General features: G+C 63.7%; 20 protein-coding genes. 11 read left to right on the top strand and 9 right to left on the bottom strand.

Translation table 11 applies throughout. The features are described from left to right. Nucleotides 1-2: 2 nt before the first annotated feature. Genes AK81_RS07325 through AK81_RS07315 form a run of 3 tightly spaced genes read left to right on the top strand, consistent with a single transcriptional unit; the run spans nucleotide 3 to nucleotide 1881 of the window. Nucleotides 3-890: a type II secretion system F family protein gene (locus AK81_RS07325; RefSeq protein WP_043197905.1), complete on the top strand. Its 888-nt coding sequence runs from the start codon at nucleotides 3-5 to the stop codon at nucleotides 888-890. Nucleotides 891-900: 10 nt separating this feature from the next. Then, nucleotides 901-1602 carry a tetratricopeptide repeat protein gene (locus tag AK81_RS07320; protein ID WP_043197902.1) on the top strand — a complete coding sequence of 234 codons (702 nt, stop codon included), beginning with the start codon at nucleotides 901-903 and terminating at the stop codon, nucleotides 1600-1602. 15 nt (nucleotides 1603-1617) lie between these two features. After that, nucleotides 1618-1881 carry a DUF3613 domain-containing protein gene (locus AK81_RS07315; RefSeq protein ID WP_043197901.1) on the top strand — a complete coding sequence of 88 codons (264 nt, stop codon included), beginning with the start codon at nucleotides 1618-1620 and terminating at the stop codon, nucleotides 1879-1881. A 12-nt stretch (nucleotides 1882-1893) separates the two neighbouring features. Here the strand turns inward: AK81_RS07315 and AK81_RS07310 are convergent, their stop codons facing one another. Next, entirely contained in the window at nucleotides 1894-2316 is a 423-nt protein-coding gene (locus tag AK81_RS07310) for a prepilin peptidase (protein ID WP_043197900.1), read from the bottom strand. Between the two features lie 75 nt (nucleotides 2317-2391). Between AK81_RS07310 and AK81_RS07305 the strand changes: the two genes are divergently transcribed. After that, nucleotides 2392-2835: a TadE/TadG family type IV pilus assembly protein gene (locus AK81_RS07305; protein WP_043197899.1), complete on the top strand. Its 444-nt coding sequence runs from the start codon at nucleotides 2392-2394 to the stop codon at nucleotides 2833-2835. Further along, the gene (locus tag AK81_RS07300) at nucleotides 2832-5477 is read left to right on the top strand and encodes a PAS domain-containing sensor histidine kinase (RefSeq protein ID WP_043197898.1); all 2646 of its coding nucleotides are present in this window, start codon (nucleotides 2832-2834) and stop codon (nucleotides 5475-5477) included. The genes AK81_RS07305 and AK81_RS07300 overlap by 4 nt, the downstream gene beginning before the upstream one ends. Here AK81_RS07300 and AK81_RS07295 read toward each other — a convergent pair. Beyond that, nucleotides 5462-7384: a pilus assembly protein TadG-related protein gene (locus tag AK81_RS07295; protein WP_043197897.1), complete on the bottom strand. Its 1923-nt coding sequence runs from the start codon at nucleotides 7382-7384 to the stop codon at nucleotides 5462-5464. The genes AK81_RS07300 and AK81_RS07295 overlap by 16 nt on opposite strands. A gap of 142 nt (nucleotides 7385-7526) precedes the next feature. Here AK81_RS07295 and AK81_RS07290 point away from each other — a divergent pair, with 142 nt between their 5' ends. Beyond that, complete coding sequence (locus tag AK81_RS07290; RefSeq protein WP_043197895.1) at nucleotides 7527-7817, top strand: DUF3509 domain-containing protein; 291 nt, start codon at nucleotides 7527-7529, stop codon at nucleotides 7815-7817. A gap of 3 nt (nucleotides 7818-7820) precedes the next feature. Here AK81_RS07290 and AK81_RS07285 read toward each other — a convergent pair whose 3' ends face one another. Continuing rightward, nucleotides 7821-8291, bottom strand: coding sequence for a phosphate-starvation-inducible protein PsiE (locus tag AK81_RS07285; protein WP_043197894.1), 471 nt, complete (start codon nucleotides 8289-8291; stop codon nucleotides 7821-7823). Between the two features lie 449 nt (nucleotides 8292-8740). On the opposite strand from AK81_RS07285, the gene AK81_RS07280 reads away from it, so the two are divergent. The 3 genes from AK81_RS07280 (at nucleotide 8741) to AK81_RS07270 (ending at nucleotide 10087) form a co-directional block, all read left to right on the top strand. After that, nucleotides 8741-8983, top strand: a complete 243-nt coding sequence (locus tag AK81_RS07280) for a hypothetical protein (RefSeq protein ID WP_043197893.1) — start codon at nucleotides 8741-8743, stop codon at nucleotides 8981-8983. Between the two features lie 155 nt (nucleotides 8984-9138). Beyond that, nucleotides 9139-9402: a DUF3077 domain-containing protein gene (locus AK81_RS07275; protein WP_043197892.1), complete on the top strand. Its 264-nt coding sequence runs from the start codon at nucleotides 9139-9141 to the stop codon at nucleotides 9400-9402. 421 nt (nucleotides 9403-9823) lie between these two features. Continuing rightward, nucleotides 9824-10087: a YebG family protein gene (locus AK81_RS07270; RefSeq protein ID WP_016489064.1), complete on the top strand. Its 264-nt coding sequence runs from the start codon at nucleotides 9824-9826 to the stop codon at nucleotides 10085-10087. Nucleotides 10088-10211: 124 nt separating this feature from the next. Here the strand turns inward: AK81_RS07270 and AK81_RS07265 are convergent, their stop codons facing one another. Continuing rightward, complete coding sequence (locus AK81_RS07265) at nucleotides 10212-11231, bottom strand: Leu/Phe/Val dehydrogenase (RefSeq protein WP_016497958.1); 1020 nt, start codon at nucleotides 11229-11231, stop codon at nucleotides 10212-10214. Nucleotides 11232-11355: 124 nt separating this feature from the next. Between AK81_RS07265 and AK81_RS07260 the strand changes: the two genes are divergently transcribed. Then, entirely contained in the window at nucleotides 11356-12162 is an 807-nt protein-coding gene (locus AK81_RS07260; protein WP_043197887.1) for a SirB1 family protein, read from the top strand. Here the strand turns inward: AK81_RS07260 and maiA are convergent. From maiA to hmgA, 3 genes are read right to left on the bottom strand one after another with little or no spacing between them, the layout of a single operon-like run. Further along, nucleotides 12156-12788, bottom strand: a complete 633-nt coding sequence (maiA, locus tag AK81_RS07255; RefSeq protein WP_043197886.1) for a maleylacetoacetate isomerase — start codon at nucleotides 12786-12788, stop codon at nucleotides 12156-12158. The genes AK81_RS07260 and maiA overlap by 7 nt on opposite strands. A gap of 12 nt (nucleotides 12789-12800) precedes the next feature. After that, on the bottom strand, nucleotides 12801-14093 hold the full coding sequence (gene fahA, locus AK81_RS07250; protein WP_043197885.1) for a fumarylacetoacetase: 1293 nt from the start codon (nucleotides 14091-14093) through the stop codon (nucleotides 12801-12803). 3 nt (nucleotides 14094-14096) lie between these two features. After that, nucleotides 14097-15398, bottom strand: coding sequence for a homogentisate 1,2-dioxygenase (hmgA, locus tag AK81_RS07245; protein ID WP_043197883.1), 1302 nt, complete (start codon nucleotides 15396-15398; stop codon nucleotides 14097-14099). A gap of 174 nt (nucleotides 15399-15572) precedes the next feature. On the opposite strand from hmgA, the gene AK81_RS07240 reads away from it, so the two are divergent. Beyond that, nucleotides 15573-16355, top strand: coding sequence for an IclR family transcriptional regulator (locus AK81_RS07240; RefSeq protein ID WP_043197882.1), 783 nt, complete (start codon nucleotides 15573-15575; stop codon nucleotides 16353-16355). A 347-nt stretch (nucleotides 16356-16702) separates the two neighbouring features. Here the strand turns inward: AK81_RS07240 and AK81_RS07235 are convergent, their stop codons facing one another. Beyond that, a complete protein-coding gene (locus AK81_RS07235; protein ID WP_043197881.1) occupies nucleotides 16703-17617 on the bottom strand; it encodes an SDR family oxidoreductase in 915 nt (304 codons plus the stop codon). Between the two features lie 114 nt (nucleotides 17618-17731). Continuing rightward, nucleotides 17732-18637: an alpha/beta fold hydrolase gene (locus tag AK81_RS07230; protein ID WP_043197880.1), complete on the bottom strand. Its 906-nt coding sequence runs from the start codon at nucleotides 18635-18637 to the stop codon at nucleotides 17732-17734. Nucleotides 18638-18711 lie beyond the last annotated feature (74 nt).

The following is an 18711-nucleotide window of genomic DNA, read 5'->3' as shown; positions in this document are numbered from 1 at the left end:
CCATGGCCTTGCTGATCTGCGCCCTGTGCCTGTTCATCGCCGCCAGCCTGTTTGGCCTGCAGGCTGTTCGCCAGTGGCGCGCCCGGGCACTGGTGACCCGACGGCTGCAAGGGCGGCTGACCCGCGACGAGCGCCTGGGCGACTGGTTGCACTGGCTGGGCAGCAGCCAATGGGGGCAGCGGCTACAGAAGTTCGACAGTGAAAGCCAGGCCCTGCTCGAGCGTATCGGCTGGCGCCGCAGCCGCCAGCGCGCCCTGTTTGCCGCACTTCAGCTGGGCTTGCCGCTGCTGGCCGTGGCGCTGACGCTGCTGTTGCAACAGGGGTTCAAGGGCAGCGCCGCGGCCGGCTGGATGGTTTGGCCATTGTGCGCGCTGGGCGTCGGTTACCTGCTGCCCAAGCGCCTGTTGGCCGTGGCTGCGGCCCGTCGCCAGCGGCGCATCGCAGAAGAGGTCAGCCTGCTGATCCCCTTGCTGCGGATTCTCTTCGAGACCGGCCTGGCCGTTGAACAGGCCCTGCGCGTGCTCAGCCACGAAGGCCGGACACTGATCCCGCACATCAGCGCAGAGCTGCGCCAGGTGCTGCAGCGGGTGGATTCGGGCATGGCGCTGGGCCCGGAGCTGGAAAAGGTCGCCCAGCTACTGGCTGTGGATGAATTCACCGATACCTGCGTGATCCTGCGCCAGTTGCTGACACAGGGCAGCGGCGCGATGAAGTCGTTGCAGGCACTGAAGGCGCTGCTCGACGACCGTCGCCTGACCCGCCTGCAAGAACGGGTATCGATGATGTCGGCAAAGATGTCGGCAGTGATGATGGTGTTCCTGTTTCCGGCCTTGCTCATTGTCCTTGCCGGGCCAGGCTTTTCTGCATTGGCGCGGGCGTTGAGCCCATGAGGACTGATTGATGAAGACAATCCTGTTGTGCGCAAGCCTGGTGCTTTTGACCGGATGCGCCGGGCAACAGCCCGAAGGCCTGCGCCAGTTGTTCGCCACCGCCAGTTGCAGCAAGCCGGACGCCGATCAGCAACTGGCACTGAACCTGGCAGACGAAATGCTCAACGACGGTCGCCCGCACGCCAGCCTTGCCCACCTGCAGCAACTGCCCGACACCTTCGACCAGGTGCGCCTGCGCAAGGCCAAGGTGTCACGGCTGCTTGGCCTCAGCGAAGCCGAGCCCTTGTACCGCAGCCTGCTTGGCGGTTGCCTGGCTGCCGAAGGCGAACATGGCCTGGGCCAACTGGCCTCGGCCCGCGGTGACGACGTACAGGCCCTGCAGAACCTGCAACGCGCCGTACGGCTTGCGCCTACCGACCAACGGGTGCGCAACGACCTTGGCGTGGTGCTGATGAACCTGGGGCGCTATGACCAGGCGCGCTTCGAGTTGCTGACGGCAATCGAACTGAAGGACGACAACACGCTGTCTGCGGTCAACCTGGTGACCTTGGCGTTGGTGCAGGACAACTGGCAGCAGGCCACCGACCTGGTCGGCCGGTTGCAGCTCAAAGCCGGGCAATTTGCCGAAGCCCAGGCGCGCGCCGGCAAGATCAAGGCCGGCGGCCGAGGCCCGATTGCATCGGCCAGGGCCCCGGACATGATGGTCAATTGATACGCGGAGGTGATCATGATCAAGTACGTGATGCTACTGGCCTGCTGCGTAGGCAGCGCAACGTTGCTGGCCGAGGAATACCCGCGCCATGCCCCTCTGGACGAGACGGCCACCGAACGGCTGTTGCGCGTGCAGTCCAGCGGTGAGCAGGCATCCAGGCGCCTGCAGGTGCAAACCGCGCGGGAACGTGACCAGTCCATGCAGCGCTGGCTGGACACCTACAAGTACGAAATCCCCGACTTCTACCGCTGGACCAAGATGGCAGAGCGCAACAACTAAGCGGCCGCAGGCTTAGCCAACCCAGGCAAGGGAAAGGGCAAAGCCGGCCAGCAAGAAAGGCGCAAACGGCTTTTTCTCCCCAGGCTGGCGTACTTTGCGCCGCAACAGCTGCCATGCAACCAGTGCCACACCGGCGCCGATAAAGGTGCCCAGCACGTGGTCCAGGCTGGAGGCCAACGCCAGCGCGCCGAGCAGTTTGACGTCACCAGCCCCAAACTGCCCGAGCATGTAGCCAGGCAGCGTAAGTAACAGGACGATGACGAAAGCCAGGGCGGCGTCGCTGCCCTGCGCGCCCAGCCAACTGTGCCCGGTGGCCAGCAACCAAACCAGCGCACAGGCGGCAACACCGAGCGTCAGGACATTGGAAATCTGCCGCTCCCAGGCATCCTGCCCAGCGCACAACACCAGCCAGACGAGCACTGCAAGGCTATGCATAGGCAAATGGCCATCCCTGTTCGTCGATCGGTTCTATGCTGTTACTCAGGACTCATGGTCAGGGTAGACGCAATCATGAAAGCAGGCCCGGCAAAACGGCAGAAAGGCGCGGCAGCCATTGAGTTCGCGGCCGTATTCATGATTTTTTTTGCGGTGTTCTACGGCCTGGTCAGCTACACCCTGCCCATGCTGATGCTGCAGTCATTCAACCAGGCCAGCGCCGAGGCCGTGCGGCGCTGCGTGGCCCTGGACCCGAATAGCGCCAGCTACACCACCGATGTGCAGAACCTGGCCCACCAGGTCATCGGCCAACAGTTGCAGTGGATGCCCGCCGCCTTCAACTTCCAGCCCGCCAGTGACGCGCAGGTAACCCTGGGCGCCAACAAATTGCTGACCGTGACCATCAACTACCCCAAAACGAAACTGACCAACGTGCTGCCGATGCTGGTCCTGCCGCTGATCGGTGAGGTGCCGCGTCTGCCCGATCGCCTGCGGGCCGAAGCGAGCTTGCAACTATGAGCGGCTTGTTGGATCGCTGGTTGGGCGGCCCGGCCACCGCGCAGGCAGAGCTGGCCCCGCAAGCGGTGGGGTTGCAACTCTGGCTGGATGACCAGGGGCACGTGCTGCGCCTGGCCGGGCCCTTGCGCACGGTGCTGCCTGCCAGTTCGCACAGCGCCCCCCGCGTACATGACTACCTGCAACGGCAAAGCTGGCTGGTGCTTGAAGGCCCCCCCGCTGACTGGCAGGGGCAACCGCTGGACCTTGATTTTACGACCGTGCACGGCCCTGCCCTGCACACCCGTGGCTGGCTCCAGCGGCAGGCCGATGGCTGGCTGCTGCAGGTGTTCGATATCGGTGACCTGCTGGGCGAACGCGAGCAGCACGGCCATCGCCTGACCCAGCAGAAGCTGGCAGCGGAGCTTGGCCGCAGCCTGCGTGATTGCGACGAAGAACGCCTGTTGCAGACGGCCACCGAACAACTGCAGCAGCTGGCCGAGCACTGGCATGCCGGCTCTGTGCGCCTGATGCTGCCGGGCGATAGTGGCTGGTACACCTACACCTGCAGCGACAACGACTGGCCCTGGGCCGAGGACGAGCGCTTGCGCCCCTGGCTGCAAACACTACCGCCACGGGGCCGCGAAGTAGCTGCTGGAAACCCGCTGTTGCAGCCATCGTGCGCCGGTTTGCCATTGCTGGCCGTGCCCTACCTGCACGGCCATACCGTGCAGGCCTGGTTGCTGTGCGCGGGCGCGCCACGGCCGCCGACCAGCGAAACGGTCGCTGTCCTGCTGCAAGCGCTGATCGAACCCCTGCTCACTCGCCTGCGCCAGCACCAGTTGCGGCTACGTTCACGCCACCTGGATGAACTGCAACAGCAACTGGGCGCTGGCTGGTGGTCATGGCCCCTGCAGGGGCCGCTGCAGTTTGACCCGGCCCTGGCCTTGCGCCTGGGCGTACCGCCTGAAGCCACCGCCGAGCAATGGCTGGGCCGGGTACACCCGGCCGACCGCGAAGCCGCACGCATGGCGCTGGAGCAACTGCGCGAAGGCACTGCCTTGAACCTGAGCCTGCGCCTTCTGCCCGCCAACAGCCTGGCCAGCCCGCGCTGGCTACAGTGGGCAGGCCAGTTGCAAGGCCGTCAGGCTCAGGGTTTTTTGCTCGACATCAGCGCGTTGAAGGCCCAGGAGCTACAAGCCGGGGCCGCGCGCGCCCGGCTGGAAAACCTGATCGCCAGCTCCCCCGCAGTGATCTACGTCCAGCGCTATGCCGAAGGCGCGCTGCACAGTGAGTTCTTCAGCGCCAGCCTGACGCCACTGCTGGGCTGGGAGCCGGACAGCGAACAGGCCCGCCAGCCAGGCCAGACGCTGCACCCCGACGACCGCTGGTTGTGGCTGGAGCGCACCCGCACGCTGTTGCGCGACGGCCAGGCCCGCAGCCGCTACCGCCTGCGCGACCACCTTGGCCGCTACCACTGGATACTGGACGAAGCCCGCCTGCTGCGTGACGACCTGGGCCAGCCTGTCGAGGCCGTCGGCCTGTGGCTGGACGTCAGCGAAGCGACCGAGGCGGCCGAGCAAGTACGCCAGAGCGAGGAGCGTTACCGGGTGCTGGTAGAAGACTCACCGGCCATGATCTGCCGCTACCGCCCAGACCTTGAACTGCTGTTTGGCAATCACCCGCTTGCCGAACAGCTGGAGTGCGCGCCGCAACAATTGACAGGCATGAACCTTGGTCAGTGGCTATCCGACAGCCAACGTGCGGCCTTTCTCCAGCGCCTGGCGCGGTTGACGCCCGAGCAGCCCTTGGCCAGTGCCGAAATCTGCCTGCAACTGCCCGGGCGCAGAACAGCGTGGTGGGTGTGGGCCGAGCGTGGCCTGTTCGATGAGCACGGCCAGTTGCAGGAAGTGCAGGCGGTGGGGCGCGACAACACCGAAGTACGCCACAGCCAGCAGCAACTGCTGCAAGGGGCCAAGATGGCCACACTGGGCGAGCTGGCAACCGGTTTGGTGCATGAAATCAACCAGCCGTTGAGCACCATGCGCCTGGCGCTGGTCAATACCCTCAAGCGCCTGGAAAGCGGTGAGGTGGATGCCGAGTATGTGACGGGCAAGCTGCAGCGCATCGACGCCCAGGTCGAGCGCGTGGCGCATCTGGTGGAGCACCTGCGCACCTATGGGCGCCGCTCCGAGGTCGAACAGCATGTGTTCGCTGCCTGGGTAGCGGTGCACGGTGCGCTGGGGTTGCTGGCAGAAGGGTTGAGCGGCAAAGGCGTGGCATTGCACATCGAAGAACCCGACCTGTGCCCGGAAGTGCTGGGCCATGAGGACCAGCTCGAACAGGTACTGATCAACCTGCTGGTCAACGCCCGTGATGCGCTGCTCGAACGGCGGGTTGCCAAGCCGCGGATCAGCGTGAGCCAGCGCGTCGAAGAAGGGCAACTGTGCCTGCAGGTGGAAGACAACGGCGGCGGCATCGACCCGCGCCTGCTCGAACGCATCTTCGAACCGTTCTTCACCACCAAGCCCGCCGGCATGGGCACCGGCCTCGGTTTGTCGGTCAGCCACAGCATCGTCGAAGCCATGGGCGGCCGGCTGGAAGCGCACAACGGCAACGAGGGTGCGTGCTTGCGGGTGTGGTTGCCGCTCTACAGCGCCAGCTGAGCGCGGCCGCTGGAGCAACTGAGGTTGGCGCCGACTTCGGCGCTGACCAGGTCGATGCCCAATACCTTGAGCAGCCCGTTAACGATAGGATCGAGCAACGGGCTGAGCAGGTTTTTGATCAGGGCATTAACGATGCCCGTTATCTCGTTGAGTACGTTGGAGACGATCACCAACACTGTGCCAAGACCGCTGTTGCCGATGGGTTTATAGGCTTCCAGATGTACGCCCGACAGGGTGTCGCTGAGGCTGCCGACAACGTTGTCGTTGGCTGTCTTCATTTTCAGGAAGAACGGAGCCTGGCCGATGTTGGGCGGGGTGCTGGAGGGCGATTGGAAGACCAGCGCGCGCTCTGATGCACCGCTGCCCAGAACCTTGGTATCGACGCGAAGGCCCAGACCACCGCCACCGAATGGAACACGTGCATCGCAACCCAGCAAACCACACTTTTTCGTACCGATATCAACCAAAGGCAGCGCCTTGACCTCGGTGGTGCCATTGATGAAGAAGGCGTCTGGCGAGGCAAAGCGACCTATTGCAATTTTGGCTGCAGAACTTTGGGTTTGAGCGGTCAAACGCTTGGGGGCGCAATTGAAAGTGTCTGAAGCTTGCGGATTCAACCGTGCTGTCGCCTCAGCGCCCATCAGGCCAATGTCTATCTTCAATGCATCCGGAACGAGCTGGATATCACTGCGGGTACACGACAGGCAAAGCAAAGAGGACAAATCGAGGCTGAGCAAACTATTGATCAGGCTGGTCAAGGGTGAGAGAAGATTGAGTACTGCATTTGCCAATCCCAAGACCGTATTGAGTAGCGGCAGGTCCAACGAAATCAACGTCCGCACCTGGGCCGTTTGCACGCGCAGTTCATCCTTGCGGGGATCACCCACCGCCGACATCTGCATAGGTTCAATGACCTTCAAGCGCACTCGACCATTGACCAGGCCCAGCACGCTGATGGGTAAGTCCACAGAAACTGCGTTTTCGTTGAGCGCCAGTAGGATGACGCCCTGCACAAGTTGCAGCAATTGAATGTTGGCATCCAGCCCGGATTGGGCAGTGCCGTTCTGGATATTCAGTAGCTCGTTCAAATGCAGAAGCGTGCCGTTGCTCATCCCCAACGCCACAGTGCCCAGGTTGGTTATCACACTGGCGGCAGCCCCGCTTTGCTGTAGTACCTTGATAGCGGCCTGCACCAGTTGGGTAGCGGTTGCGTTGGCAGTCAGCAGCTGCTTGTAGTCACCGGCAGTCAGTTTCAGGTCGATCATCAATGCGTCAATGTAACTGAGCAAATTGATGTCCGTGGCAGCAAGCCCTTTCCATCCCGCCAGATCAAGTTGCGCGCCGCCCCCCAAGGCGCCGAGCAGCGCATTGAGCAAAACCGACTGCCGCGAATCGACGGTCGCCAGCGTGGTCCGAATACTCAACATCGCCTGCGGCGGCAAAGGCGACGATGCCACCGCATGTGCCTGCAAGGTCGTGGTCAACGGCACACCACTGCCCTGCGCCAGGCTATACACCCCCGCCGCAACACTGGTGGGCACCGTATTGCTCACATCGACCCGGATGGCTTCATTGCGATTGTTGTCACTGGTGAAGGTGCGCAAGCTGTTGGCGCCGGTCTGCAAGTACCCGCAACTGGCTGTCAGCGGGTTGCTGGCCGCATGGCCGTTGCGGGTGGCGGCGGTGCGGGCAATCGCGTTGGCCTGGGGCCCGCTGCCGGTGCACACGGCAAACTGGCCTGCCGCTTCCAGCGCCGACATGTCGGCAATGCGCTGCAGCTTGCGCTTCTCCAGGTACAGGCGGCCGCTGTCGATCACCACCAGCATGAACAACAGGGCCAGGCCCAGGGTAATCACCGCCATGAGGCCGATTGCGCCACGTTGACGGGCAGCAGATGAGGGAACCACGGGCACTCCTTTGCCGGCCACTGGCCATGCGTCGCGGCTGCGATTCAAGGAGTGTAGTTGCGATAATGGCTAATTGCCTGCCAGGAACCAACCTCGCAGTGCCCGGTCAATTTCTGCAGACATTCTTAGCAGGCCCCCAGGCATGAATAACCCTTTCGACCGAATCAGTGCTGCATTCGCCCCCGAATACCGGGTCAACCTGAGCATCACCAACCTCGACGGCAGCATCATGCTGACCCTGTCGGACGACGCCGGCGTGGTCGCCAAGCGCCTCATCACCCAGGCCCAGCGCAACGACCCGGTGCGCTTGCAACGGGTGATCGACAGTATCCGCCTGGGCCTTGCGATCGAACTCAGCCAGAACCCCATGCAGGTGCTGGCCGCGCTCACCCGTGACGCCCGCCACGAGCCACGCCATTTCGTTGCCAACTGAGGGCTACTTGCCCTCGTCCACTTGCTTGCCGTTGGCATCCAGCACCTTGGTCGACGGGTAGCGGTACGAGGCGTAGCGCACCACCAGGATCGAGAGCGCCAGCAGCAGGATGCCCCCGCACAGGTACAGCAGCCCTTCGTCCGGCGCCTTGTGGTGCGAAACATCGCCGATCAGCAGGCGGGTCAGCGCGGTAATCGCCACGTACAGCAGGAAGCGGATCGGCATGTGGTTGGTCTTGAAGTAGATACCGACCATCGCCCCCAGCTCCAGGTAGATGAACAGCAGCAGGATGTCATCGACACTGATCCCGCCCTTGCCGAGCATGTCGAGGAACGTGATCACCGCCGCATAGGCGGTGATCGCGCCAATGCCGAACAACGCCAGGTAATGGAACCCCTCGACGCACAGGTTGCCCAGCGAGTCGGCCGAGCCGTGCAGGCCCTTGCGCAGTTTTTCTGCCCATTTGATGTTCACGATGTTCCATTCCCCGATACGTCTTGAAGGATGATGCGTCACCCGTGTGACGCTTGTGCCATGCAGTTAAAGGGCCAGGCCCCTGTCTTGGAAGGCGACCGATTGCCGCAAGGCACCTTGAGGTGTGGCGCGTTGCAAAAATGCACGGCCGTGCTTCGGGAAAAATCAGATTTAAGCCCTTCCTTGTAGGGCATTTCCCAAAGATACTCCCTGCCATTGTGGCGTTCGGGGATGCGCACTAGTCTCGGGTCGTCGCTGCCAATCAGCGACTGGCTTTGACAGGCCGCCTTGAACTAACCACATGGCTTTGCCTTTATGGCAGCTGTCATGGGGCACCTCGTGTGCGCCGGCTTTTGGTTCTGTTCACCGGTCTGTCAACCCATGCACAGCTGCCGCCTTACTGTTTGACAGCAGGAGGTGGTGGCCCCAACTTTGAACAGGCCTTCACCATGCTGAAAGTAGTTCCCGATCCACCCCACAACCCCCATTCCCTCGAAGACACCCTGATCCAGGCCACCGACTACGCGTTATGCGCAGCCACTGTGGTGCATCAGGCGTTGCTGCTTCAACCCAGATCACCGGCTTCGATCCTGATGATGACCTCGATGCATGAACTGGAGGCGCTGCGGGCTTTGCTTGAGTCGGCATTGGTTCAGGTGCAGATGCCCGCAGAGCCCAGGACTTCGCACTAAGGCTGATTAATGTGTTGCCAGGGCCGGCCCTTTCGCGGGCATGCCCGCTCCCACAGGGTCACCACAGCCTTCAAGGCTTGCACAGTACCTGTGGGAGCGGGCGAGCCCGCGAAAGGGCCGGGCCAGACAGCCGAGAAACTTCAGGGGATTGAACAATGACAACAGAAGACACCCAGCTCACCGTCGGCAAGACCACTTTCTATCAAGGCGAAAACGGGACCCATCCACTGTTTCGTATTGAGCCCGGCATTCCGTGCAGGGATGCCCGCGAGCAGTCGTCGGAATTGATGGGCTATGTACGCGAACTGACCATCATCGGGCTGATGGATGAAAAACCAATGATGATCTGGGCTGCGCATTACCTGAGTGCGATGGCGAAGGCGCTGATGGATGATGCCGAGTTGGGCATGAAGCAGTGAGGGCTTGTCTTCGGATCGCATGAAGGCTGACAGGTGTTCGCCACAACAAATTCTGCGCCTATGAGACCGAGCGCCGCCCGCGCGGCGCATCGCGACGCAAGGCCGCTCCTACATTTGTTTCGGGCCAGTCTCTTCTGTGCCTGTGGCGCGCGTACCCTGGGTGCATGGCTGGAGATCGATAAAGAGCGACTGCGTCTCCTTCGATACCGCATGGGACAAACAAGGCGCACAGCGGTGGTCTCACAGGATGGACTGGCCCGTAACAAATGTGGGAGCGGCCTTGCGTCGCGATGCGCCGCGCGGGCGGCGCTCGATTTAGGCCACGCTACAATTTCTGCTTGCGAACCAACCAACATTGCCATTACTGTATATAGATACAGTAAATCGCAACACAACCAGCAAAAAGGCATAGAGGTGATGAATGGCCGTCGAAGTGGTGTACCGCAGCAGCCGCGACCCGGAGCGCTTGTTTATGGATAAGGCCGAAGCAGACCGTCACGACAAGATGCTCGAACTGGCCGAGCGCCTGGCTGAAGTGCTGCACAAGGCGGTGCCTTCGCTGACCGAGCAGCAGGTTGAAGAAGCCGGTATCTACATGGCCAAGAACCGCGATGTGTTCGCCCGGGCCTTTAAGAGCCAGCCGGATGCGTTGGCCGAGTTGCTGGAAGGTGGCGCAGCCGAGTGACATCGGCGGCGCCTGCTTCGCGGGCTCGCCCGCTCCCACAGGGACCCCACTGCCTTCAAGGCTTGTGCAATACCTGTGGGAGCGGGCAAGCCCGCGAAGAGGCCAGCAAAGCCAGTATCAACCTTCAGCCATACAGCAAACGCTCCGCCAGCATCTGCGCCACCCGCGCCGGCGAACGCTTTTCCGCCTGCGCATGGCCAAACACTTCGGTCAGCCGTGAAGGAATCCGCGCCAGGTGCGCGGTGATGGTGCCCAGGTCCTCGCCGCGATGGGTCAGCGCCACGTAGATAAGCCCGCCGGCATTGATCACGTAGTCAGGCGCATACAGTATGCCCCGTGATTCCAGCTGGTCTGCTACCTGCAAGGTAGTCAGCTGGTTGTTCGCCGCCCCGGCCACTGCCGCACAGCGCAGTTGCATCACGCTCTGCCCGTTCAGCACCGGCCCCACGCCGCAGGGTGCAAAGATGTCGCAAGGTGTACTGATCAACGCGTCGTTGGTCACAGGTTTTGCGTCGAACTGCTCCATCGCCAAGCGCACACGCCCTGGGTCCAGGTCGCTGACCAGCAGCTCCGCGCCCACCGCATGCAGTTGCTCCGCCAGCGCATAACCGACATTGCCCAGCCCCTGTACCGCCACCCGCAGGCCTCTCAGGTCATCGCTGCCCAGCCTGAACGAGGTCGTGGCGCGAATGCCCGCGAACACGCCCATTGCCGCATGTGGCGAGGGGTCACCCGAGGCCGTGGTGCTGGTCACATGGGGGGTACTCTGGGCGATGCAGTCCATGTCCAGGGTCGAGGTGCCGCTGTCCACGGCGATGATGAAACGCCCATGCAAGGTATCGATGAAGCGGCCAAAGGCCTCGAACAGCGCGGCGCGGTTTTCCACATGCGGGTTGCGCATGATCACCGCCTTGCCGCCACCCAGCGGCAACCCCGCCAGCGCCGCCTTGTAGCTCATGCCCTGGGCCAGGCGAATGGCGTCGGTCATGGCGCTTTCGTCATCGGCGTATGGCAGGTAGCGGCAACCGCCCATGGCTGGGCCCAACTGCTCGCTGTGGATCGCCACAACCGCTTTAAGGCCCGTAGCCGGGTCGTTGAACAGGTGCAGTGACTGGGTACGGGTACTTTGCATGAGTGCGAACATCGACAGGCTCCCCCACGAGGTGCTCCTTCCAGTATAGGCACGGCCCTGACGCTGGCGTGGTCGCCGGACCACTGGACGAAACCGCCCGCCCCGGCTAATACTCAAGCGTGTGTGGAGATACCCCATGAAGCCACGTCAAGCCTGTCTGGCCTGCCTGGAACGCGAGCCTGTCGCCCTGCTGGAAGCCGCATTGTGGATGGCCGCCGAGCACGACCGCTGTGTCGAGCCCGCAGCCAGCCTTGCCACGCTGCATGGCCTGCAGCGTGAGATCAGCGCCAACCTGCCGATGCTGCCACTGTGCGAACTGGCCCAGCCACTGCTGCGCCAACTCAATGCCCTGGGCTTTCAGCAGGATGAGCATCACCCCCTGCGCCCGCAGGCAGCAATGATGGACAAAGTGCTGCAACGCCGCCGAGGCCAACCGCTGACCTTGGCCATCCTTGCCCTGGAACTGGCCCAGCGGCTGTCCATCCCGCTGGAGGGTGTGGGCTTCCCTGGGCATTTCCTGCTGCGTGTGCCGGGTGCCGACCACCTGCTCGACCCCTGTGGTGGCCGGCGCCTGTACCCCAGCGATTGCCGTGAGCTGCTGGCTCGCCAGTTCGGCCCGCACGTTGCGCTGACGGCAGAGCACATGCGCAGTGCCAGCCCGCAGCAGATGCTGCAACGCCTGTCCCGCAACCTGCGCCAGTTGCACATCAGCAACGACAACCACCTGGCGGCCTTGATCGATGCCGAGCGGATCATGCAGCTGGGGCCGGTACAAGTCAGCGACTATGTGACCCGCGCCTCGCTGTACCAGCACCTGGACTGCCCGCAGGCCGAGCGCTTCGACCTGGAGCATGCGTTACTGCTGACGGAAGACCCGGTCCAGCGCCTGAAGCTGTCCGAGCGGATCGGCAAGCTTCCGACGGCGAACCGTTCCCTTCACTGAGCCGGGCTGTCCGGCTGCTGGGCAGGGTGGGCCTTGGCGAATGCCGGGTGCCCGGCCGCCAGGGCGGCAACCCGGAGGATGCGCGGGAAGCTGGCGAGGTCGATGTTGAAGCGCTCGGCGGCATACAGCTGCGGGATCAGGTACACATCCGCCAGCCCCGGTTGCTCTCCGAAACAAAAGCCATGGTCACCGATCAGTTGCTCCACCGCCGCCAACCCCTGGCTGACCCAGTGGCCGATCCACTGGTTGACCTGGCCTTCATCCTGGCCAGCCTGGCGCAGCCGGTTGAGCACGCTGACGTTGTGCAGCGGATGAACGTCGCAGCCGATGATGGCCGCCACGCCACGTACCTTGGCGCGCGCTTCGGCCGTGGCCGGCAGCAGTGCTGGCTGTGGATAAACCTCTTCCAGGTACTCGATGATCGCTGGCGACTGCACCAGCAACTCGCCGCCGTCGGTGCGCAAGGCCGGCACACGGCCCTGCGGGTTGACGGCGACATAGCCCGCACCGCGCTGCTCACCCTGCAGCAGGTTGACCGGCAGGGACTGGTAAGCCAGCCCCTTCAGTGCCAGGGCAATGCGCACCCGGTAGGACGAGGTGGAACGGTAATAGGTGTACAGCTCCATGCCCCTGCCTCCTCAGTTGGCCGCGATGACCGTGCCGCGGCATTCGCCGAAGCCGATGCTGGCCACGCCGTCACGGGTGCAGCGGGCACGCAGGATGATCTCGTCGCCGTCTTCGAGGAACTTGCGCACCTCGCCACTGGCCAGCTCAACCGGCAGCTTACCGCCTTCGGTGATCTCCAGCAGGCTGCCATGCGAACCCGGCGTGGCGCCCGACAACGTGCCCGAACCGAACAGGTCGCCCGGCTGCAGCTGGCAGCCGTTGACACTGTGGTGCGCCACCAACTGCGCCACGGTCCAGTACATGCTGCGGGTGTTGCTCAGGGTCAGGCGGTGCGGGGCAGCGCCCTGCTCGCGCATGCGCTCGGTCAGCAGCAGCACTTCAAGCTCGATATCGAACGCACCGGCGGCCTGGTCGCGCTTGTCCAGCAGGTACGACAGTGGCTGCGGGTCGCCTTCCGGGCGTGCCGGCTGGGCGCAGCGGAACGGCTCCAGCGCTTCGGCGGTGACCACCCAGGGCGAGATCGTGGTGATGAAGCTTTTGGACAGGAACGGTCCCAATGGCTGGTATTCCCAGGCCTGGATGTCGCGCGCCGACCAGTCGTTGAGCAGGCACAGGCCGGCTACGTGCTCGGCAGCATCGCCAATCGGAATCGCCTGGCCCATGTCATTGCCCTGGCCAATCCAGATGCCCAGTTCCAGTTCGTAGTCCAGCCGCGCGCAAGGGCCGAAGCTCGGCTCTGTGTGCCCGGCAGGCAAGGTCTGGCCCTTGGGCCGGCGTACATCGGTGCCGGACGTGCGGATGGTCGAGGCGCGGCCGTGATAACCGATCGGCACGTACTTGTAGTTGGGCAGCAGCGGGTTGTCGGGGCGGAACAGCTTGCCCACGTTCTTGGCGTGCTCGATGCCCACGTAGAAGTCGGTGTAGTCACCGATCTGCGCAGGCACATGCAACTGGCAGCCGCTGGCCGGGTACAGCGCGGCCTGCAGCGCCGCCTGGTGCTCGCTGTGTTCGCCAAGCAGCACCTGCAAGCGCTCGCGCAGGGCGACACGGGCGCTGCGGCCCAGCGCGAAGAATGCGTTCAGTGCACCACCGCGGGTGGCTTCGACGGCAGCCTTGGCGGCGCCGTCGAACAGGCCGGCGGCCAGTACCGCCTCCAGGTCAAGGATCGCGTCGCCGATGGCCACGCCACAGCGCCTGGCTTCACCCGGCCGGCTGAAGATACCCAATGGCAGGTTCTGCAGCGGGAAGTCGCTGTGCCCGTTGGCGTGCTCGACCCAGCTACGGGCATTGGCAGTGTGGTTCATCGGTTATCTCCGGTTCGGGTTGAAGGTGCTCGGCAAGGTGGCCCAGCAACTATCGTAGTCGGCCTGCAATTGCGGGCATTCAAGGGCTTGCTGGCTCGGGCGCAGCACTTGGCTGGTCTCGAACATGAAGGCCATGGTGTTGTCGATCTTGTGCGGCGCCAGGTCGGCGGCAATGGCTTTTTCGCAAGTCTCGGCGTCGGGGCCGTGGGCGCTCATCACCCCGTGCAGCGAGGCGCCACCGGGCAGGAAGCCCTCGGCCTTGGCATCGTAGGCACCGCTGATCAGCCCCATGAACTCGTTCATCAGGTTGCGGTGGAACCATGGCGGACGGAAGGTGTTCTCGGCCACCATCCAGCGCGGCGGGAAGATCACGAAGTCCATGTTGGCCAGGCCATGCACGCTGGTCGGCGAGGTCAGCACGGTGAAGATCGACGGGTCCGGGTGGTCGAAGCTGACGGTACCGATGGTGTTGAAGCGGCGCAGGTCGTATTTGTACGGCACGTTGCTGCCGTGCCAGGCCACCACATCCAGCGGCGAGTGCTGCAGTTGGCAGGCCCAATGCTCGCCGAGGAACTTCTGCACCAGTTGCACCGGCCCTTCGGCCTCTTCGTAGTGCGCCACCGGGGTGAGGAAGTCGCGCGGGTTGGCCAGGCCGTTGCTGCCGATCGGGCCCAGCTCCGGAATACGCAGCGGTGCGCCGTGGTTTTCGGCGATATAGCCACGGGCCTGGCCGTCGAGCAGTTCGACGCGGAACTTCATGCCGCGTGGAATCACTGCGATTTCCAGGGGTTCGACGTCCATCACACCCAGCTCGGTAGCAATGCGCAGGCGGCCCTGTTCCGGCACCAGCAGCAGTTCACCATCGGCGTTGAAGAACACCCGCTCCATGGAACGGTTGGCGCGGTAGATGTAAATGCTCACGCCCGCCGGCTTCTGCGCCGGGGCGTTGGCCACCATGGGCAGCCAGCCTTCGATGAAATCGGTCGGCTCGGCAGGCATCGGCTGGGGGCTCCAGCGCAGGCGGTTGGGGTTGATGGCCCCCAGCGGCCCGGTCAGCGGCTGGCGCGCCAGGCGCTCGAAGCGCGGGTGCAAGGCAGACGGACGAATGCGATACAGCCAGGTACGGCGCAGCTCGCTGCGGGCCATGGTGAACGCCGTGCCCGAGAGCAATTCGGCGTACAGCCCATAAGGCGCCTTCTGCGGCGAGTTCTGCCCGACCGGCAAGGCTCCTGGCAGCGCTTCGCTGGCAAACTCGTTGCCGAAGCCGCTTAGGTAGTGAAGGTCGGGTGATGTATCGCGAGTCATCTATGCCTCCGGGCTCTGGCCGAGCCGTTGCTGGCAGTTGGCTGCTGGCCCGATGCGGGGTGACAGCGCGTCTGCATTGTTTTTATCGTAATCTGATTACGAATAACGTAATTTGCTACGCGCATGGCGTCAAGCTATAAAGGCGCGACTCGAAGAATCCGGAAGCAGATGTCCATGACCAAAGCCAGCTCCTCCGCCGACAACGGCAAGCAGAAAGTCCGCTCGGCGGAGGTTGGCACAGACATCCTCAAAGCCCTTGCCGAGCTCTCCCCTTCCACGTCGCTGTCACGCCTGTCGGAACATGTGCAGATGCCGGCGAGCAAGGTGCACCGCTACCTGCAGGCGCTGATTGCCAGCGGCTTTGCCGAGCAGGATGCGGCCACCAACCATTACGGCCTGGGCCGTGAGGCACTGCGGGTGGGGCTGGCGGCGCTGGGCAGCATCGATGTGCTGAAGATTGCCGCGCTGCCGCTGTCGCAGCTGCGCGACGAACTGAACGAGAGCTGCTTCATTGCGGTGTGGGGCAACCAGGGCGCAACCGTGGTCAGCATTGAACCGGCGGTGCGCGCAGTCACCGTGGTCACGCAGATGGGCTCGGTGCTGCCGCTGCTCACCTCCTCCACCGGCCTGGTGTTCGCCGCCTACCTGCCGGAGCGCGAGACCGTGGAGTTGCGTGACCGCGAGCTGGCTGCCCTGCAGCAGAGTGCCGACGATTACCAGGCGGTACTGGCGGGCATTCGCGAACGTGGCCTGCACCATGTACACGGGCTGCTGATGCCGGGCGTGGATGCGCTGTCGGCGCCGGTGTTCAACGCCATGGGGCAGATCGCTGCAGTGATGACCGTGGTCGGGCCGACGTCGATCTTCCATGCCGACGAGCATGGCCCGGCGGCGCAACGGCTGCTGGCCTCAGCGCGGGAAACCAGCTGGCGCATGGGCTATTCGCCCGCTGCCTGAGCGGCTGCGGCACTATTGCCCAATACGTAAAGGTGAATGTCATAAGCCGCTATTTTTCCTACGGGATCAAGCGCTTATTCTTTACTCACTGGCCGGCATGAAGGGCTCTCCCCCCGCTTTTCATGCCTGCGAGGTTCACCGACGTAGATTTTGAAGCTCCTTGATCTGACGTCTCGATTGGCCGCTGCGGCTTGCAGCGGCCTTTTTTTGCCCTGAATAATCTTCTGCCTGTGCGGGCCTCTTCGCGGGCTTGCCCGCTCCCACAGGGATATCACCAGACCTGAGGGCAGTGATATCCCTGTGGGAGCGGGCAAGCCCGCGAAGAGGCCGGTACAGGCAATACAAGTTCAGCCCAGAGGGTACTTCTGCAGGTTGGCCATCATCTGCTGCAAAGCCTGCAAACTGTCCTGCGGATGCACCGCCGCCTCAAAGTCGCCGATCCGTGCCCAGTTCTCGGCCACCTGTTCCGGAGTGAAGCCTTCGCGCGGGTCAAAGCCCACCCCCAGGCTGCGCTCCCAACGCACCTTGCCCACCCAGCCACCGCCTACCTCGAACAGTTCACCCGTACCCTGGCACTGCTCGCTGCCCAGGTACACCACCAGCGGGCTGACCAGCTCGGGCTTGAGGCGCTCGAATACCTGGGGCGGGATAAGCCCTTCGGTCATGCGGGTGCCACCGGTGGGGGCGATGGCGTTGACCAGGATGCCGTGCTTGCGCCCTTCGATCGCCAAAGTGCGCGTCAGCCCGTACAGGCCCAGCTTGGCCATGCCGTAGTTGGCCTGGCCGAAGTTGCCGTAGATGCCGGAGGTAGAAGCGGTGAATATCACCCGCCCCCAGTTTTGCTCGCGCAGGTGTGGCCAGGCTGCGCGGGTGACTTTGAAGGCCCCTTCGACATGCACCTGGTAAACCTGCTCCCAGTCGCTGTCGTCCATCTTGTGGAAGGTCTTGTCACGCAGGATGCCTGCGTTGTTCACCAGTACATCGACCCGGCCGAAGCTGTCCATGGCCTGCTCGACGATGCGTGCGCCCTGGCTGACCGAGTCGTGGTTGGCGATGGCGATGCCACCGGCGGCGCGGATCTCTTCCACCACCCGGTCGGCGGCCGAGGCGCTGGCACCTTCACCATGGGTAGAGCCGCCAAGGTCGTTGACCACGACCCGGGCGCCACGTGCGGCAAACAGCAGCGCATGGGCACGGCCCAGGCCGCCGCCGGCTCCGGTGACGATCACCACGCGATCTTGCAGACGGACAGGCTCGCTCATGTTCATGGCTCCAGGCAGGTTCAGGTCAGCCGAGTGTCCGCCGCAAGCCAGCGGCGGACAATCAAGCTCACGCAGGCTGAATGCCTGGCAATAACGCAGCGCGATGAGGCCCCGTCAGGACCACGCCACTTTCTGCGGGTGGAAGCTCACAGGCTGTTCACGAAAGGCCAGGTAGTGACGCAGCACCTGCACGGGTGCTTCGGTGTGCGGGTAATGGCCGATGCCCTGTAGCTGCACGGTGTCCGGCTCCGGCACCAGTTGCCGGTAGCGCTCCAGCATCTGCGCGCCGGAAAGCGGGTCGACCACGCCATTGATCAAGCGCAGTGGCACACCTTTGCGCTGCATCGCCCCGACCCAGCGTTCGCGGTGCAACCTGCGTTCGGGCATGTAGCCCACCAGCTTGTGCAGGATGCGCGTACCCCGGTTGGCGGCAATCAGGCTCCAGAAATCATCCAGGGCGCTTTCGCTGGGGTGGGTGCAAGGGCCGTAGACCTGGGTCACGTTGCGCACCAGGTCGTCACGCCCGAACGAGCGCCCGACCAGCCAGCCGAACCGGCTGAGCAGCAGCTTCTGGATCAGCAGCATGCGGCAGCTTTCGGGGAACAGCCCGCTGTTGAGGAACACGCAGCTGGCAACCTCGGCACGCTGTTCATGGTGCCGCGCCAGCAACTCCTGGGCGACGCTGCCGCCGTAGTCGTGGGCCAGCAGGTGCACCGGCTGGTCGACCTGCAGGTGGGTGAGCAGGGCCTGCTGCAAGTCTGCCTGCTCCATCAGGCTGTAGGCGTGATCGACCGGTTTGGCCGAATCGCCAAAGCCGAGCATGTCGCACGCGATCACCCGAAAGCGCTGGGTCAAAGGCCCCCACAGGTAGTGCCAGTCCCAGCTGGCAGTGGGGAAGCCGTGTAACAGAAGCAGGGGCTCTCCTTGCCCTGCGGTCCAGTAGCGGATGCTCTGGCCCCGGAAAGTGAAACTCTGTCCCCGGGTACGCCAGACGCACAATGGAATTTCGGCCATAGGCATCAGAAGTAACCCGGTGAAGTGATAGGGACGGGATAGGGCAAGGCTGCGGTCATTGCATGTCACCTCGGCACATA

This window comes from Pseudomonas putida W15Oct28 (genome assembly GCF_000708715.2).
In the GTDB taxonomy this organism is placed as follows: Bacteria; Pseudomonadota; Gammaproteobacteria; order Pseudomonadales; family Pseudomonadaceae; genus Aquipseudomonas; species Aquipseudomonas putida_R.
Note: the sequence above shows the minus strand (reverse complement) of the source record. Positions and strands in the feature narration are given on the sequence as shown.

Bases quoted from the DNA above. Each gene is read 5' to 3' on its own strand.
- AK81_RS07320 (WP_043197902.1), top strand. From the start codon at position 901: ATGAAGACAATCCTGTTGTGCGCAAGCCTGGTGCTTTTGACCGGATGC.
- AK81_RS07270 (WP_016489064.1), top strand. From the start codon at position 9,824: ATGGCCGTCGAAGTGGTGTACCGCAGCAGCCGCGACCCGGAGCGCTTG.
- AK81_RS07230 (WP_043197880.1), bottom strand. From the start codon at position 18,637: ATGCCTATGGCCGAAATTCCATTGTGCGTCTGGCGTACCCGGGGACAG.
- hmgA (WP_043197883.1), bottom strand. From the start codon at position 15,398: ATGACTCGCGATACATCACCCGACCTTCACTACCTAAGCGGCTTCGGC.
- AK81_RS07280 (WP_043197893.1), top strand. From the start codon at position 8,741: ATGCTGAAAGTAGTTCCCGATCCACCCCACAACCCCCATTCCCTCGAA.
- AK81_RS07290 (WP_043197895.1), top strand. From the start codon at position 7,527: ATGAATAACCCTTTCGACCGAATCAGTGCTGCATTCGCCCCCGAATAC.
- AK81_RS07310 (WP_043197900.1), bottom strand. From the start codon at position 2,316: ATGCATAGCCTTGCAGTGCTCGTCTGGCTGGTGTTGTGCGCTGGGCAG.
- fahA (WP_043197885.1), bottom strand. From the start codon at position 14,093: ATGAACCACACTGCCAATGCCCGTAGCTGGGTCGAGCACGCCAACGGG.
- AK81_RS07275 (WP_043197892.1), top strand. From the start codon at position 9,139: ATGACAACAGAAGACACCCAGCTCACCGTCGGCAAGACCACTTTCTAT.
- AK81_RS07305 (WP_043197899.1), top strand. From the start codon at position 2,392: ATGAAAGCAGGCCCGGCAAAACGGCAGAAAGGCGCGGCAGCCATTGAG.
- maiA (WP_043197886.1), bottom strand. From the start codon at position 12,788: ATGGAGCTGTACACCTATTACCGTTCCACCTCGTCCTACCGGGTGCGC.
- AK81_RS07315 (WP_043197901.1), top strand. From the start codon at position 1,618: ATGATCAAGTACGTGATGCTACTGGCCTGCTGCGTAGGCAGCGCAACG.
- AK81_RS07240 (WP_043197882.1), top strand. From the start codon at position 15,573: ATGACCAAAGCCAGCTCCTCCGCCGACAACGGCAAGCAGAAAGTCCGC.
- AK81_RS07300 (WP_043197898.1), top strand. From the start codon at position 2,832: ATGAGCGGCTTGTTGGATCGCTGGTTGGGCGGCCCGGCCACCGCGCAG.
- AK81_RS07265 (WP_016497958.1), bottom strand. From the start codon at position 11,231: ATGTTCGCACTCATGCAAAGTACCCGTACCCAGTCACTGCACCTGTTC.
- AK81_RS07235 (WP_043197881.1), bottom strand. From the start codon at position 17,617: ATGAGCGAGCCTGTCCGTCTGCAAGATCGCGTGGTGATCGTCACCGGA.
- AK81_RS07260 (WP_043197887.1), top strand. From the start codon at position 11,356: ATGAAGCCACGTCAAGCCTGTCTGGCCTGCCTGGAACGCGAGCCTGTC.
- AK81_RS07325 (WP_043197905.1), top strand. From the start codon at position 3: ATGGCCTTGCTGATCTGCGCCCTGTGCCTGTTCATCGCCGCCAGCCTG.